This is a genomic window from Paraburkholderia phenoliruptrix, from assembly GCF_047325075.1.
GTDB lineage: Bacteria > Pseudomonadota > Gammaproteobacteria > Burkholderiales > Burkholderiaceae > Paraburkholderia > Paraburkholderia phenoliruptrix.
The window spans coordinates 628,821-643,016 of the sequence record NZ_CP168531.1 but is presented as its reverse complement, the minus strand read 5'-3'; the positions used below and the strand labels follow the sequence as shown (position 1 = coordinate 643,016).

Below are 14,196 nucleotides of genomic sequence, written 5' to 3'. Positions count from 1 at the left end.
CTCCGTCAATTTTTCTTTTTGGTCGGGCGCACGTAGCCCGACTTGCTGGTCTGGGTTTTGTCGTTCAGCACGAGCGCGTCCTGCTCGACGTCCTTCCAGACCGTCGTGCCCGCCGCGATTGTCGCGCCGCGCTTCACGCGCACCGGCGCAACCAGTTGCGTGTCGGAGCCGACGAACACATCGTCTTCAATGATCGTGCGGAACTTGTTCGCGCCGTCGTAGTTGCAGGTGATGGTGCCCGCGCCGATATTCACGCGCGCGCCGATGTCCGAGTCGCCGATATACGTGAGATGGTTCGCCTTGGAGCCGTGGCCAAGCACCGCGTTCTTCACCTCGACGAAATTGCCGACATGCGTTTCGTCGCTGAGCGACGCGCCCGGCCGCAGACGCGCATACGGTCCGAGCACGACCTTCGCGCCGACCTGCGCGCCTTCGATATGCGTGAACGCGTCGACCCGCGTGCCCGCGCCGATACTCGCGTTGCGGATCACGCAGTTCGGTCCGATCGTCACATTGTCGGCCAGTATGACGTGGCCTTCGAACACGCAGTTCACGTCGATCGACACGTCGCGGCCGCATTCCAGCGTGCCGCGCACGTCCACGCGCGCCGGATCGGCAAGCGTCACGCCGGCCACGAGCAGCGCGTCGGCCACATTGCGCTGATGAATCCGCTCGAGCTCCGCCAACTGCTGCTTGCTGTTCACGCCGAGCGTTTCCCACTCGTCCTGCGGCTGCGTGGTGACGACTTCCAGACCCGCCTCGATGGCCATTTCGACGGCATCGGTCAGATAGAACTCGCCTTGCGCGTTGTCGTTCTTCAGCGCGGCGAGCCAGCCCGACAGCCGCTCCGTGGGCGCCACGACGATGCCGGTGTTGATTTCGTCGATGAGAAGCTGGTCCGCGCTCGCATCTTTCTGCTCGACGATGCGCGAGACGTTGCCCTGCGGATCGCGCACGATACGGCCGTATCCCGTCGGATCCGCCAGCGTGACGGTTAGCACGCCGTAGGCATGACTGCCCGCACGTTCGACGAGTGCCTGCAAGGTGCTCGCGCGCGTGAGCGGCACGTCGCCGTAAAGCACGAGCGTAGGCACCGACGGATCGAGAAGCGGCAAGGCCTGCTGCACCGCGTGGCCGGTGCCGAGCTGTTGCTCCTGCACGGCGAATTGCAGGTCGGGCGCGGCAACCGTTTCGCGGACCGCTTCCGCCCCATGACCGATAACGACGACGAGGCGCGTAGGCTTCAGCGTGCGGGCAGTGTCGATGACATGAGCGAGGAGCGGCCGGCCAGCCAGAGGATGGAGCACCTTGGGCAGCGCGGAACGCATGCGCTTACCGGTGCCTGCCGCCAAAATCACGATGTTCATGGCGTCGGCAAATAGACGAGTTTGGAGCCGACGATTCTATCACGCACCCTCTTGCGAAAATGGCCGCGAAAGCGGCCACATTGCAAGCGAAAGTAAGTGCCCAAGCGCCTTTTTTGCAGGAATTCCGGTCAAAGATCGTCAAACTGCACGATCGAGATCGGCCGCGCCGCGCCAAGCGGCGCGGCCTCGCTGGCATCCGTCGAACACGGCTCTTCGTCGAAAGCAATATCGCCTTGCGGGTCGGCCTCGCCGGTCGCGCGCAGGCCAGCGAACGGAAACAGCTTGTGATCCATCAAATGCGACGGAACCACATTCGACAACGCGTTGAACATGTTCTCGATGCGGCCAGGAAAGCGCTTCTCCCAATCGCGGATCAGCGCCTTCATTTCCGCGCGTTTCAGGTTCGGCTGACTGCCGCACAGGTTGCACGGAATGATCGGGAACTCGCGCAACTCCGCGTATTTTTCCAGATCCGTTTCCTTCACGTAGGCGAGCGGGCGAATCACGATGTTCTTGCCGTCGTCGGATTGCAGCTTGGGCGGCATGCCTTTCAGCTTGCCGCCATAGAACAGATTGAGCAGCAGCGTTTGCAGAATGTCGTCGCGATGATGGCCGAGCGCGATCTTCGTCGCGCCTAGCTCACCCGCCACGCGGTAGAGAATGCCGCGCCGCAGCCGTGAGCACAGCGAGCAGGTGGTTTTGCCTTCCGGCACCAGCCGCTTGACGATGCTGTAGGTGTCCTGATTCTCGATGTGAAACGGAATGTCCAGTTGCTTCAGGTACTCGGGCAGCACGTGTTCCGGAAAGCCGGGCTGCTTCTGGTCGAGATTCACCGCGACGATGTCGAAGTCGATCGGCGCGCGCTCGCGCAAGCGCATCAGAATGTCGAGCATCGCGTAGCTATCCTTGCCGCCCGACAGGCACACCATCACCTTGTCGCCGTTCTCGATCATGTTGAAGTCACCGATCGCCTGGCCGACCTGACGCGCGAGCCGCTTGAAGAGCTTGTTGTTCTCGTACGCTTCCTTCTGCTCGCGGCGCGTGAGCGGCGACTTCTCGCGCGCGGCGGGCGTGGTGTCGTCGATGATGTCGGGCGCGTTCATGCCTCAGTCCTCCTTGATGCGGAACACTTCGACGCCCACCGCGTCGCAGTCGGGATAAACATCGGGCTTCTCGGTCGAAACGCGCGCGGCCCGCACCTGCGGATGCGCGAGCATGGTCTTCACGAGGTCGTCGCAGAGCGTTTCCTGCAAGTGAATATGGCCTTGCTCGACGCGGCGCGAAATGGTGGAACGCATGAAATCATAGTCGACGACCTCGGCCAGCTTGTCCTCCACCGGCGTGGACAGCGCGAGCGGCACGAACAGTTCGACGTTGATTACGACGCGCTGTTCGCCGCGCTTTTCGAAATCGTGCACGCCGATGTTGATGTGCACTTCGTAATTGCGCAGAAAGAGCCGGCGGCAATCGGCGAGCCGGGGATGCGAAAGAGCGGCAAACATGTTCGTTCCAGTCGAAAAAAGCGTGCGTGGCACGCAAGGGGGCGCGGACCTGAGTTAGGCGCCCGTCAAAAACATTACGTCGCGCGGCAGCGGCACGAGGTGCTGCCCGCCGTCGACCACCAGCGTCGTTCCTGTGACGCCGGTTGCGTCCGCGAGATACAGCGCGGCGGCGACAATATCCTCCGGCCGCGACGCGCGGCCCAAAGGCGTTACACGGTGAGCGGCCGCGAAACTTTCCGCGGTCTGGTCGCCGGATTGCATGGTGAGACCCGGCGCAAGTCCGACCACGCGGACCTTCGGCGCCAGCGCCTGCGCGAGCGCGACGGTGGCGGTCTGCAACGCCGCCTTCGACAGCGTGTAGGACAGGTAGTCCGGGTTCATGTTGTACAGCTTCTGGTCCAGCACGTTGATCACCACGCCGCGCTGCGTTTCGTCTGTCAGCGCGGCGGGGGGCGTCGCGTCGTACAGCATGCGCGCGAGCACGAGCGGCGCGCCCAGGTTCATCGCGGTCAGCTTGAGCAGCAGCTCATAGCCGACGTTGCGCGCCGTGTCTTCCTCGAAGCGCGACGCATTGTTGACGATGCACGCCGGCCGGCCAAGCGCCGCACTACAGGCCGGCAACAAGCCCGCGACCTGCGTCTCGTCGCCCAGCTCGGCGTGCAAAGCCACCGCCCGGCGACCCAGCGCGGTGATTTCTCCGACCACTTCTTCGGCTTCGCGCCGCGAGGCGCCATAGTGAACGGCGACGTCCCAGCCTCGCGCGGCAAAGCCGAGTGCGAGCGCGCGTCCGATGCGGCGCGCTGCGCCGGTAATCAGCACGACGCGCGGCGCGTCGGGCGCGCGGGCGGCGGCGGTGTCCGTAGAAGCGGTCATTTACAATGCGGGAATGAATCCGAAAGCTCACCAACCCGATAGTTTACCTGCTCCCGGCCCGAGCGCGCTTGCGCAGTCCGAGGCGCTCGTCGCGCGGATTCGCGCGGAGCTCGACGACGCCGGCGGCTGGATGCCGTTCGACCGCTACATGGAGCGCGCGCTGTATGCGCCCGGTCTCGGCTATTACAGCGGCGGCGCCCGTAAGTTCGGCCTGCGCGGCGACGACGGCAGCGACTTCGTCACCGCGCCGGAACTCTCGCCGCTCTTCGCGGACACGCTCGCGCGCCCCATCGCGGAAGCCTTGCAGGCAAGCGGCACGCGCGACGTGATGGAGTTCGGCGCCGGTACCGGCAAGCTCGCGGCCGGCCTGCTGAACGCGCTCGCGGCGCTGGGCGCGGAGTTCGACAGCTATTCCATTGTCGATCTGTCCGGCGAACTGCGCGAGCGCCAGCGTGAGACCATCGACGCCGCGGCCCCCGCGCTCGCCGGCAAAGTGCGCTGGCTGGACGCGCTGCCCGAGCGCTTCGAAGGCGTGGTGATCGGCAACGAAGTGCTGGACGCCATGCCCGTGCGGCTCTTCGCCTGCGCGGACGGCGCCTGGCGCGAACGCGGCGTGATCTGGCGCGACGGGCGGTTCGCCTTCGAAGACCGACCGGTCGCGGTGTCGGCCGAGCTGGCGCTGCTGTCCGACATCGACACGGCGGGCGGCGATTACATTGCCGAAACGCACGACGCCGCGCGGGCCTTTACGCGAACCATTTGCACGATGCTCGCGCGCGGCGCGGCGTTTTTCATCGACTACGGGTTCCCGCGTCACGAGTACTACCACCCGCAGCGCACCCAGGGCACGCTGATGTGCCACTACCGCCATCGCGCGCACGGCGATCCGTTTGTCTATCCCGGCCTGCAGGACATTACCGCGCACGTGGAATTTACCGGCATCGCCGAAGCGGGCGTGGAGACCGGTGCGGACCTGCTCGGCTTCACGTCGCAAGCGCGCTTCCTGCTGAACGCGGGCATGACGGACGCGCTCGCCGAAATCGATCCCGCCGACACCGCGCGCTTTCTGCCCGCGGCGAATGCGGTGCAGAAGCTGCTCTCGGAGGCCGAAATGGGCGAGCTCTTCAAGGTCATCGCTTTCTCGCGCGGGCTCGACGACACGCTGCAGGCGTTCTCCAGCGGCGACCGCTCGCACACGTTGTAATGCCGGACTACGCGCGATGATCCGCTGGCTGCTGACCACCTTTGTCGCCCTGGCTGTGCTGTCGGCCTGCTGGCCGTGGCTGCGCAAGCTGGGCATCGGGCGCATGCCGGGCGACGTGACGCTGCGTCTGTTCGGGCGCGAATATCATTTCCCGTTCATGTCGACACTGTTGCTGTCGATGCTGCTCTCGCTTATCGCCAGACTTTTGTAGAAGCCGCGCTGCGTTGTGTTGCGTTTTCGCTGCGTTGCGCGGCGTTTTCGCCGCGTTTTCGCGGACATGCGGCGCGAGCGCGGGCCGCCACACACTCACCCCAGCGCCGCCGCCACCGCGCGCACGCGCTCCTCGTGCACGGCGTCCTTGATCCCCGCCGGCGCATCGGCAAACCGCTTCGCGACAGCGCCCGCATCCACGCCGCGCGCGGCGACGAGCGCGACTCTCAGCCGCTCGGCCTGCGGATACTCGCGCGCCTCGAAACCGAGCCGCCCGCGCGCGTCCGCCTCGCACGCCTGCAAGGCTTCGGCAAAGCGCGAAGGCTTGCGAATCGCGTCGCCGCGCTCCAGCAGCCGCACGAGCGCAGCCGCGCCCATCTCCATCACACGATGAATGTTGCCGTGCTCGCGCGCGACCAGCAGCGCGAGGTCGCGGCAATCGTTCGGCACGCGCAGGCGCTCGCACAGCGGCTTGAGCAGATCGACGCTGCGTCCTTCGTGGCCGAGGTGGCGCGGCAGGATGTCTGCCGGCGTGGTGGCCTTGCCGAGGTCGTGCGTCAGCGCGGCGAATCGCACCGGCAGCGCGTAGCCCTGCTGTGCGGCGTGGTCGAGCACCATCATCACGTGCACGCCCGTATCCACCTCCGGGTGATAGTCCGCGCGCTGGGGAACGCCGAAGAGCGCGTCGATCTCCGGCAGAATCCGCGCCAACGCGCCGCACTCGCGCAAAACCTCGAACATGCGCGACGGCTTTTTTTCCATCAGGCCGCGCGACACCTCCCGCCAGACGCGTTCGGCGACGAGCGCGTCCACTTCGCCGTCGGCGACCATCTTGCGCATCAGCGCGAGCGTCTCCGGCGCGACGGTGAAATCTGCGAAGCGCGCAGCGAAACGCGCGATCCGCAAAATGCGCACGGGATCTTCCAGGAACGCGTCGCTGACATGGCGGAAAAGTTTGGCCTGCAAGTCGCGCTGGCCGCCGAACGGATCGACGACCGGCCCGGTCAGCTCGCCGTCGGGGCGCACTTCGCGCGCCATCGCGTTGATGGTCAGGTCGCGGCGCGCGAGGTCTTCTTCGAGCGTCACGTCCGGCGCGTAGAAAAACTGGAAGCCGTGATAGCCGGCGGCCGTCTTTCGCTCGGTGCGCGCGAGCGCGTATTCCTCATGCGTCTCGGGATGCAGGAACACCGGAAAGTCTTTGCCGACCGGACGATAACCCTGCGCGACCATCTGCTCGGGCGTCGCGCCGACCACTACGTAATCGCGATCCTGCACCGGCACGCCGAGCAGTTCGTCGCGAATCGCGCCGCCTACTGCATAGATATTCATGGGCATTCGTCGAGATACGGCACGGCGTAGGTGTCGCTCAACGCGTCGTCGATCCAGGCTTTGACCGCCGGCTCTTGCATCAGTCGACGAACATAAGCCTGCGACGTCTCCGACAACGCCGGCCGCCACGTGTTAAAGCGCATGGCCACCGGCGCATACATGGCGTCGGCAATACTGAATTCGCCGAACAGGAACGGCCCGCCGTAGGTGTCGAGGCAGTCGCGCCAGATCGTCTCGATACGCGCGATGTCGGCGAGCACGCCGGGCTTCGCGTTCTTGCCGGGAAACGACGCGCGAATGTTCATCCACATGTTCGAGCGCAATTCGCCGAAGCCCGAGTGCATCTCCGCGCTGATGCTGCGGGCACGCGCGCGCGCCGCCGGGTCGCGCGGCCATAGCGCGTGCTGCGGGAAACGCTCGGCGAGCGTCTCGGCAATGGCGAGCGAGTCCCAGATCGCCTCGCCCGCATCGTCGATCAGACAGGGAATTTTGCCTGGCCCGTTCGGCGCGTGCGCGAGGACCGCGGCATTCGTGCCCGGCTGATTCAGATGAATCAGCACTTCGTCGAACGCAATGCCGAAGTGCTTCAGCAGCAGCCATGGCCGCATCGACCACGATGAATAGTTCTTGTCACCAATAAGCAGCTTCATGCCGGTTCATATGAAGAGTGGGGAAAAGTAAAAGAGATCAGCGCCCCGCGCTCGCGCGGAATGCATCGAAACGCGAACGTGACGACGCGCCGGTCAGATAGACGGGCGCAATGGTTTCGATGCTGGCGGGCTCGATGCCCAACTCGGGCGCAAGCGGGCGGCTCAGCACGTTGTCGACTTTCATGGAGTCGAGATTGTCGCGCGTGATGACCGGTTCGCCCGGCGCCATTTCGAAGGTCATCGCCTGCATGCGCGCGAGCGCGTCGGGCAGACGGATGATGCTCGCGTGCCGGCCGATCACGTCGCCGCAATATTTGACGAGCTGTTCGAGCGTATAGACGCTCGGGCCGCCGAGTTCATAGGTCTTGCCGTTGGCCGCGTCGAGATCGAGCACATTGACAATGGCTTTGGCCACGTCGCCGACATACACGGGCTGAAACTTCGCGTCCGGCATGGCCAGCGGGATCACCGGAAAGACGCGCTGCAAAAACGCGAACTTGTTCAGGAACTGGTCTTCGGGCCCGAACACCACCGACGGCCGGAACACCGTCCATGCAAGATTCGCCGCGTGCACCGCTTTCTCGCCATCGCCCTTCGAGCGCGAGTACATGCTCGGGCCGTGCGAGTCCGCGCCGAGCGCGCTCAGATGAATCAGCCGATGCACGCCCTTGCCTTCGCAAGCCGCGGCGATTCGCGTGGGCAGTTCGACATGCGCGCGCGCGAATTCGGGACCGTAGGGCGTGCGGCGTTTGCCGTGCAGCGTGCCGACCAGGTTGATCACGCAGTCCGTGCCTTCGACAAAGCGCGCAAGCTGCACCGGATCGAACACATCGGTTTCGATCACGTCGATAGGCAGCAGCGTGAGATGCCGCGCGTTGTAGCGCCGCCGCGTGGCGATGCGCACGTCTTTGCCCATTTCAACGAGGGCGTTGACGAGATGGCTTCCGATAAACCCGGAACCGCCGATGATCGCAATGGCTTTATGTCGCATTTTCGACTCCCTGGTGGAAGCCGCGGCAACGGCTGGCGAGGCGCGCCGCCGCCTCGCAGGAGGCAGCGGCGGCACGGCGCTTACGGTGCGATGTAACCCAGACGCGCCTTCAGCGATTGCGGACGGCCTTCGAACAATGCCGCGTAGTAGACCGTGTTGGACAACACATTCTTAACGTAGTCGCGCGTTTCCTGGAACGGAATCGCCTCGGCGAAGATGGCGCCTTCAACCGGATGCTGCAACGACTGCCGCCAGTTGCGCGGACGGCCCGGACCGGCGTTGTACCCCGCGGTGGCCAGCACGGCGGAACCATCGAACTGATTGTAGATCATCGACAGATAGTTCGTGCCGAGCAGGATGTTGGTGTTGATGTCGTTCATCTGCTCGCGCGAAATCGGGCCGAGGCCGATCTTTTTCGCGACGAGTTGCGCCGTGCCCGGCATCAACTGCATCAAACCGCCCGCGCCGACTTCGGAACGCGCGTTGATGATAAAGCGCGACTCCTGGCGAATCAGCCCGTACGCCCATTCCACGTCCAGACCGGTGGACTGCGCATCGCGCTCGACAATGTCGCGGAACGGCGACAGATAGCGCAGCGAGAAATCGTGCTCGGTTTTCGTGCGGTCGGCCGTGTTGACGGTGCGGTCGTACAGCTGGATGCGGCGTGCGTATTCTGCAGCGGCGAGCAACTGACGATCGCTCATGTTGCGCAGCGGCCAGTTCCATTCGCGATTGCCTTCCAGACGCAGATTCAGCGCGTAGAAGCGCTGCGCGAGATCGAAGCCGGGCGTGTTGCCGGCCTGCTGGACTTCGGCGTCGGTCACCGAGGTTTTGGGCGGCGCCACGATCTTCTGGCCGAGTTCTTCTGCGGCGAGCTGGCCGTAGAAATTGAAGCCCTGCGAGATCGACTCGAATTCCTGGTTGGCTGTGGTCGTGTCGCCCGCCTGCTTGAGCGCGCGCGCGTGCCAGTAGATCCACGACGGCTGGTTGCGCAGCGCCGCCGGCATCTGCTCGATCGACCAGCGCACCATGTTCCAGTCGCCGGCGAGAAGTGCCGTGCGCGTGCGCCATTCGTACGCGGGATTGGAGAGCGGCGCGTTCACCGACAGGCGGTACCAGTCGGTCGCGCTCGGCATCTGTTTCGCGGCGGCCTGATAGGCGATCGTGCCCCAGCCGATGGCGCGCTCCGGCGAATTCAGCGAAGGTGCGACCGACGCAAAGGTGGCCGCCGCCATGGCCGGATCGTTGCGCGCCATGCGCGTGATCGCGAGCAACGCGAGCTGATGCGATTGCGGATCGGCACCGACGCCGCGCGCGAGCAGCAAGGGCGGCGTATTCGCCGCCTGCCCGAACAGCACGGGATCGGGCGCGTGGTCGCCCAGCGCGTCGACGAGCTTGCTGCCGACATTCGTGTAGTTCTGTTCGTACGCGAGACGGATCTGCTGCCAGACGTCGTCGGTACTGAACTGCTTGTTGACGCCGAGCATCGTGATCAGGTCGACGCAGCCGTCGCCGTACCATTTCGGATCGACGAGCAGCGCGCGCGCCGCGTCCGCGACATTCTCGCCGCGCGACGCACGCGATTCGAGCGCGTAGCACTTCACCTGCGTGTCGTCGTTCAGGACAAAGCGCGCATATTGCTGATCGAAGTTGCGCCAGTCGTGGCGCGTGCCAAGCACCGTCAGATAGTCGTTGCGCATGCGGTCGGCAATGGCCTGACCGTCGTATTTCTGCAGGAACGCGAGCACCGGCGCGTCCGGCGCGTCGACGCGCGCATGGCCGCCCGAATCGAAAAGCTGCGGCTTGAGCTGGAAATACTCCACATACGAAGGCGCCGGATAGCCCGGAATCATGCTCGCGAGCTGCGCCGCGCGCGCCGCGTCGTTATTGCGGGCAGCCTCGCGCAACTGGACGAAAATCTGGTCGTCGTTGGTGAGCTGCGAAATGGGAAGGGGCTTGACGGCTGACGCGGTGCTGCATGCGACGAGAGCGGCTGCGGCAAGCGCCATACCGGCCGCGCGATATACTCGAAAAAGACTTTTTGACATCGTTGTTTCTGGAGCGCGAATTGAACCCAAGCATAGCATGCAACCCTTCCGCCGAATCGAAAAAGGCGCTGCGTCGAATGCTATTGGAAGCAAGGCTGCAAGCGGCTTCCGAGCCGACGAACAATGCCGCGCTCGGACGCCGCGTGCTCGACGCGCTGAAGCATTTCGATGCCAAAAGCGTGGGGTTCTACTGGCCGCTCGCCGGCGAATTCGATGCGCGCGCAGCGGTCTCCATCTGGCTGGCGGGCGGCTCGCCGCGCGAAGCCAGTCTGCCGATCATCAGGGAACGCGGCTTGCCGCTCGAATTCCACGCGTGGTCGCCCGACGCGCCGATGAAGATCGGCCATCACAAGATTGCCGAGCCGGCAACGGAACGCCTTGTGATTCCCGAGCTGCTGCTCGTGCCCTGCGTGGGTTTCGACGCCGACGGCTACCGCCTGGGCTACGGCGGCGGCTATTACGACCGCACGCTCGCCGGCTGGCCCGGCGCGACGAGGCCGATCACGGTTGGCGTCGCATATGAAGCGTGCCGCACGCCCGCGCTCGAACGCGAGGCGCACGACATTCCCCTCGACATGATCGTCACCGAGACGGGGCTGCATGCGCGAGCCGCCGGTTAAGCCCGGACGAAGCGCGAGCGCGCGCTCGCTCTGCGCTGAGGTGCATTGACGCGTCAGGCTGCGCGCCTCTTCTTTATAACGACGCCGCCGCGCGCGCGGCCGTGTCGTACATGCCCGACGCACTGCGCATCAATTGCGCCGCCTCGCCGATCTGCTCGTTAGTGAGGCCGCTTTCCTTCAGCGTCGAAATGAGGCAGCTTTCGCGCACCTCGCGATACTTGAGGCATAGCGCGCGGCCCGCCTCCGTCGCCGAAAAGAACACTTCCTTGCCGGTCTTTTCGCTTTTTACATACCCTCTAGCTACGAGCTTCTTCAGCGCATAGGTCGCGACGTGCGTGTCTTCGATATTCAGCACGAAGCAGATGTCGGCCAGCTTCTTGCGACGCTCGCGATGACTCACGTGATGCAGCAGCGAGACTTCGATGGCGGTCATGTCCTTTTCCCCCGCCGCCGACATGCAGCGCACCATCCAACGGTTGAATGCGTTGCCGGCCATGATGAGCGCGTACTCGAGCTCGGACAGCTCCGCGCTCGTGTCGGACACGAGATGTTCCGACGAGACGATCTTGGTGGGATGCCGCGACATGTGAATTTCTCAGAAAACGAAATGGAAAGTGTCCGGAGTGTACGACGAGCGGGCGCGCCCCGCGAGCCTGGCGAAAACTCTTATTGATAAATCGTTGATATTTTATTGACAATGTATCCTTCAAACATCGCGTGACTGTCGTGCCGTGGTTGTCCGACGTTGCGCAATGCAGAACTCTTTGACTTCTTCGGGTCTTCAAGCCATGAGCCAACCCCACATCTTTCCGCTCGGCGACGCCGCGCTGGTCTGCGAGGCGCCCCCGCCCGCGACGCTCGACTGCCAGCGCCGCGTCTGGGCGGTCGCCGAACTCGCGCGCGACTGGCCGCATGTGCTCGAAGTGGTGCCGGGCATGAACAATCTGACGCTCGTGTTCGATCCGCTCGAAGCCGACCGCGACGCGCTGTCGAAGCTCTTGCAGGAAACCTGGGACGCCGCCGGCGAAGCCCCGGCGGCGGGCCGCGACGTGGAGATTCCGGTTCAGTACGGCGGCGAGTTCGGCCCTGACCTCGGCGCCGTGGCGAGCCACACCGGTTTGGGCGTGCGGGAAGTCATCGAGCGGCATTCCAGCGGCCAGTACGTGGTGTTCTTCCTCGGCTTCCAGCCGGGCTTCGCCTATATGGGCGGGCTCGACGAGGCGCTGCACACGCCGCGCCGCGCGTCGCCGCGGCTGGAAGTGCCGGCGGGTTCCGTCGGCATCGGCGGAGAGCAGACCGGCATCTATCCGGCGACGTCGCCGGGCGGCTGGCAGCTGATCGGCCGCACCGAACTGCCGCTCTTCGATCCCGCGCGCCGCCCGCCCACGCTGTTGCAGCCGGGCGACCGGGTGCGCTTCACCATCGCGGGGATACACGCATGATCGACGTGATTCGCGCAGGTCTTCTGACCACCATCCAGGACCTCGGCCGCCACGGCTACCGGCATCTCGGCGTCGCGATGGGCGGGGCGCTCGACCGCCTGTCGCTGGAAGTCGGCAACCGGCTGGTCGGCAACCGGCCCGACGCGGCCGGCCTCGAAATCACCTTCGGCCCGACCGTGCTGCGGTTTCTGCGCGCGACGCGGGTCGCGATCACCGGCAGCGAATTCGGCGCGACGCTCGACGGCAAGCCGGTCTATTCCTGGTGGAGCCTGCCCGTCAAAGCCGGGCAGGAGCTGGTGCTGAACGCGGCGAAGCGCGGCATGCGCGGCTACGTTTGCGTCGCGGGCGGCATCGACGTCTTGCCGATGCTCGGTTCGCGCAGCACGGATCTCGCCGGACGCTTCGGCGGTCTCGGCGGCCGGGCGCTGCGCGACGGCGACCGCGTGCCGCTCGGCGCGCCGCCGCAGCGCGGCCACGTCGGCTTCTCGCCCGAGGCGCCGGAATTCGGCGTGAAAGCGCCCGCGTGGTGCAAGTTCGTGCTCGTCGACGAGCCGCTGCGGCGCGGCCGGCATCCCACGGGCGTGCCCTGGGCTGTACCGATTCGCGTGCTGCGCGGCCCGGAATACGACAGCTTCACGGACGAAGCGCAGGAATCGTTCTGGTCCGACGAGTGGCTCGTCACGCCGAATAGCAACCGGATGGGTTACCGGCTCGCCGGCAACGAACTGAAACGCAAGCAGAAGGCCGACCTGCTGTCGCACGCGGTGCTGCCGGGCACGATCCAGGTCCCGCCGAACGGCCAGCCCATCGTGCTGATGAGCGACGCGCAGACCACCGGCGGCTACCCGAAGATCGGCGCGGTGATTCAGGCCGACTTGTGGAAGCTCGCGCAGGTGCGCCTGAACGCGGCCGTGCGCTTCATCCCGACCACACCTTACGAGGCGCGCCAGGCGTTGCTCGAAGAGCGCACCTACTTGCGGCAGATCGACGCCGCCATCGCCATGCATGAAGAGCGCTGCGCGCGGCAAATGGCCGTCGCGGCGCTGTAACTGAATAGAGGGAACACCATGGAAATCGATCTGAATGCCGATCTCGGCGAAGGCTGCGGCTCCGACGAGGCGCTGCTCGACCTCGTCAGTTCGGCCAATATCGCGTGCGGCTGGCACGCGGGCGGCGCCCAGGCCATGCGCGACTGCGTGCGCTGGGCAGTGCAGAAAGGCGTGTCGATCGGCGCGCATCCGAGCTTCAACGATCCCGAGAATTTCGGCCGCAAGGAAATGGACTTGCCGGCGAGCGAGATCTACGCGGGCGTGCTGTATCAGCTCGGCGCACTGTCGGCAATCGCGCAGGCCGAGGGCGGGCGCATCGCGCACGTCAAGCCGCACGGCGCGCTCTACAACCAGGCCGCGCGCGACCCGAAGATCGCGGATGCGATCGTGTCGGCCGTGCATGACTTCGACCCGTCGGTCGCGGTGTTCGCGCTTGCCAACAGCGGGCTCGTGACGGCCGCGCGCAACGCGGGGCTGACCGCCATCGAAGAAGTGTTCGCCGATCGCGGCTATCGCGCCGACGGCTCGCTCGTGCCGCGCAAGGAACCGGGCGCCCTGCTCGACGATGAAGACGAAGTGCTCGAACGCACGCTCGCGATGGTGCGCGAGCAGCGTGTGCGCGCGGTCGACGGCCAATGGGTGCCGCTCAATGCGCAGACCATCTGCCTGCACGGCGACGGCCCGCACGCGCTCGCGTTCGCGCGGCGCATTCGCAGCGCGCTGGAGCAGGCCGGTATCGAAGTGCATGCGGCCGGCGCCGCCAGCGTCTGACGTCGGCGAGTTTGTTCCGCGCCATGCCTTGATGATCCTCCAACGCCCCGCTCCACGCGGGGCGTTCGCCAGGTGCGGAACGCTTCCGGCGAACGGGCGGCGGACGGGCGGCGAGTTCGCCGCAGCAACGCGAGTTGCAG

General features: G+C 65.6%; 15 protein-coding genes. 6 read left to right on the top strand and 9 right to left on the bottom strand.

Annotated elements, in window-relative coordinates:
* Nucleotides 1–5: 5 nt before the first annotated feature.
* The 4 genes from glmU to ACEN8U_RS14865 form a co-directional block, all read right to left on the bottom strand.
* Nucleotides 6–1,367, bottom strand: a complete 1,362-nt coding sequence (gene glmU, locus ACEN8U_RS14880) for a bifunctional UDP-N-acetylglucosamine diphosphorylase/glucosamine-1-phosphate N-acetyltransferase GlmU (protein ID WP_310104169.1) — start codon at nucleotides 1,365–1,367, stop codon at nucleotides 6–8.
* A gap of 128 nt (nucleotides 1,368–1,495) precedes the next feature.
* Complete coding sequence (gene ttcA, locus ACEN8U_RS14875; RefSeq protein WP_310104171.1) at nucleotides 1,496–2,470, bottom strand: tRNA 2-thiocytidine(32) synthetase TtcA; 975 nt, start codon at nucleotides 2,468–2,470, stop codon at nucleotides 1,496–1,498.
* Between the two features lie 3 nt (nucleotides 2,471–2,473).
* A complete protein-coding gene (locus ACEN8U_RS14870; protein ID WP_013589876.1) occupies nucleotides 2,474–2,869 on the bottom strand; it encodes a dihydroneopterin aldolase in 396 nt (131 codons plus the stop codon).
* Between the two features lie 54 nt (nucleotides 2,870–2,923).
* Nucleotides 2,924–3,742, bottom strand: coding sequence for an SDR family oxidoreductase (locus tag ACEN8U_RS14865; protein WP_310104173.1), 819 nt, complete (start codon nucleotides 3,740–3,742; stop codon nucleotides 2,924–2,926).
* Nucleotides 3,743–3,755: 13 nt separating this feature from the next.
* Between ACEN8U_RS14865 and ACEN8U_RS14860 the strand changes: the two genes are divergently transcribed.
* Nucleotides 3,756–4,946, top strand: coding sequence for a class I SAM-dependent methyltransferase (locus ACEN8U_RS14860; RefSeq protein ID WP_310104175.1), 1,191 nt, complete (start codon nucleotides 3,756–3,758; stop codon nucleotides 4,944–4,946).
* Nucleotides 4,947–4,962: 16 nt separating this feature from the next.
* A complete protein-coding gene (locus ACEN8U_RS14855; RefSeq protein WP_013589879.1) occupies nucleotides 4,963–5,157 on the top strand; it encodes a DUF2905 domain-containing protein in 195 nt (64 codons plus the stop codon).
* 95 nt (nucleotides 5,158–5,252) lie between these two features.
* Here ACEN8U_RS14855 and ACEN8U_RS14850 read toward each other — a convergent pair whose 3' ends face one another.
* The 4 genes from ACEN8U_RS14850 to ACEN8U_RS14835 form a co-directional block, all read right to left on the bottom strand.
* Entirely contained in the window at nucleotides 5,253–6,485 is a 1,233-nt protein-coding gene (locus tag ACEN8U_RS14850; RefSeq protein WP_310104176.1) for a multifunctional CCA addition/repair protein, read from the bottom strand.
* Nucleotides 6,482–7,135 (bottom strand): glutathione S-transferase family protein, encoded by a 654-nt coding sequence (locus tag ACEN8U_RS14845; RefSeq protein WP_015003961.1) that lies wholly within the window; start codon nucleotides 7,133–7,135, stop codon nucleotides 6,482–6,484. Before ACEN8U_RS14845 ends, ACEN8U_RS14850 begins: the two co-directional genes overlap by 4 nt.
* Nucleotides 7,136–7,172: 37 nt before the next feature.
* Nucleotides 7,173–8,126, bottom strand: coding sequence for a complex I NDUFA9 subunit family protein (locus ACEN8U_RS14840; protein WP_310104179.1), 954 nt, complete (start codon nucleotides 8,124–8,126; stop codon nucleotides 7,173–7,175).
* An 80-nt stretch (nucleotides 8,127–8,206) separates the two neighbouring features.
* Nucleotides 8,207–10,174 carry a lytic transglycosylase domain-containing protein gene (locus ACEN8U_RS14835; RefSeq protein WP_310104182.1) on the bottom strand — a complete coding sequence of 656 codons (1,968 nt, stop codon included), beginning with the start codon at nucleotides 10,172–10,174 and terminating at the stop codon, nucleotides 8,207–8,209.
* Between the two features lie 77 nt (nucleotides 10,175–10,251).
* Between ACEN8U_RS14835 and ACEN8U_RS14830 the strand changes: the two genes are divergently transcribed.
* Nucleotides 10,252–10,794, top strand: coding sequence for a 5-formyltetrahydrofolate cyclo-ligase (locus ACEN8U_RS14830; protein WP_310104185.1), 543 nt, complete (start codon nucleotides 10,252–10,254; stop codon nucleotides 10,792–10,794).
* Nucleotides 10,795–10,867: 73 nt separating this feature from the next.
* Here ACEN8U_RS14830 and ACEN8U_RS14825 read toward each other — a convergent pair whose 3' ends face one another.
* Nucleotides 10,868–11,380 carry a winged helix DNA-binding protein gene (locus tag ACEN8U_RS14825; RefSeq protein WP_013589885.1) on the bottom strand — a complete coding sequence of 171 codons (513 nt, stop codon included), beginning with the start codon at nucleotides 11,378–11,380 and terminating at the stop codon, nucleotides 10,868–10,870.
* 202 nt (nucleotides 11,381–11,582) lie between these two features.
* On the opposite strand from ACEN8U_RS14825, the gene pxpB reads away from it, so the two are divergent.
* Genes pxpB through pxpA form a run of 3 tightly spaced genes read left to right on the top strand, consistent with a single transcriptional unit; the run spans nucleotide 11,583 to nucleotide 14,056 of the window.
* Nucleotides 11,583–12,236: a 5-oxoprolinase subunit PxpB gene (gene pxpB / locus ACEN8U_RS14820; RefSeq protein WP_015003965.1), complete on the top strand. Its 654-nt coding sequence runs from the start codon at nucleotides 11,583–11,585 to the stop codon at nucleotides 12,234–12,236.
* Nucleotides 12,233–13,285, top strand: coding sequence for a biotin-dependent carboxyltransferase family protein (locus ACEN8U_RS14815; protein ID WP_310104188.1), 1,053 nt, complete (start codon nucleotides 12,233–12,235; stop codon nucleotides 13,283–13,285). The genes pxpB and ACEN8U_RS14815 overlap by 4 nt, the downstream gene beginning before the upstream one ends.
* Nucleotides 13,286–13,303: 18 nt before the next feature.
* Nucleotides 13,304–14,056 (top strand): 5-oxoprolinase subunit PxpA, encoded by a 753-nt coding sequence (gene pxpA, locus ACEN8U_RS14810; RefSeq protein ID WP_013589888.1) that lies wholly within the window; start codon nucleotides 13,304–13,306, stop codon nucleotides 14,054–14,056.
* Nucleotides 14,057–14,196: the final 140 nt, after the last annotated feature.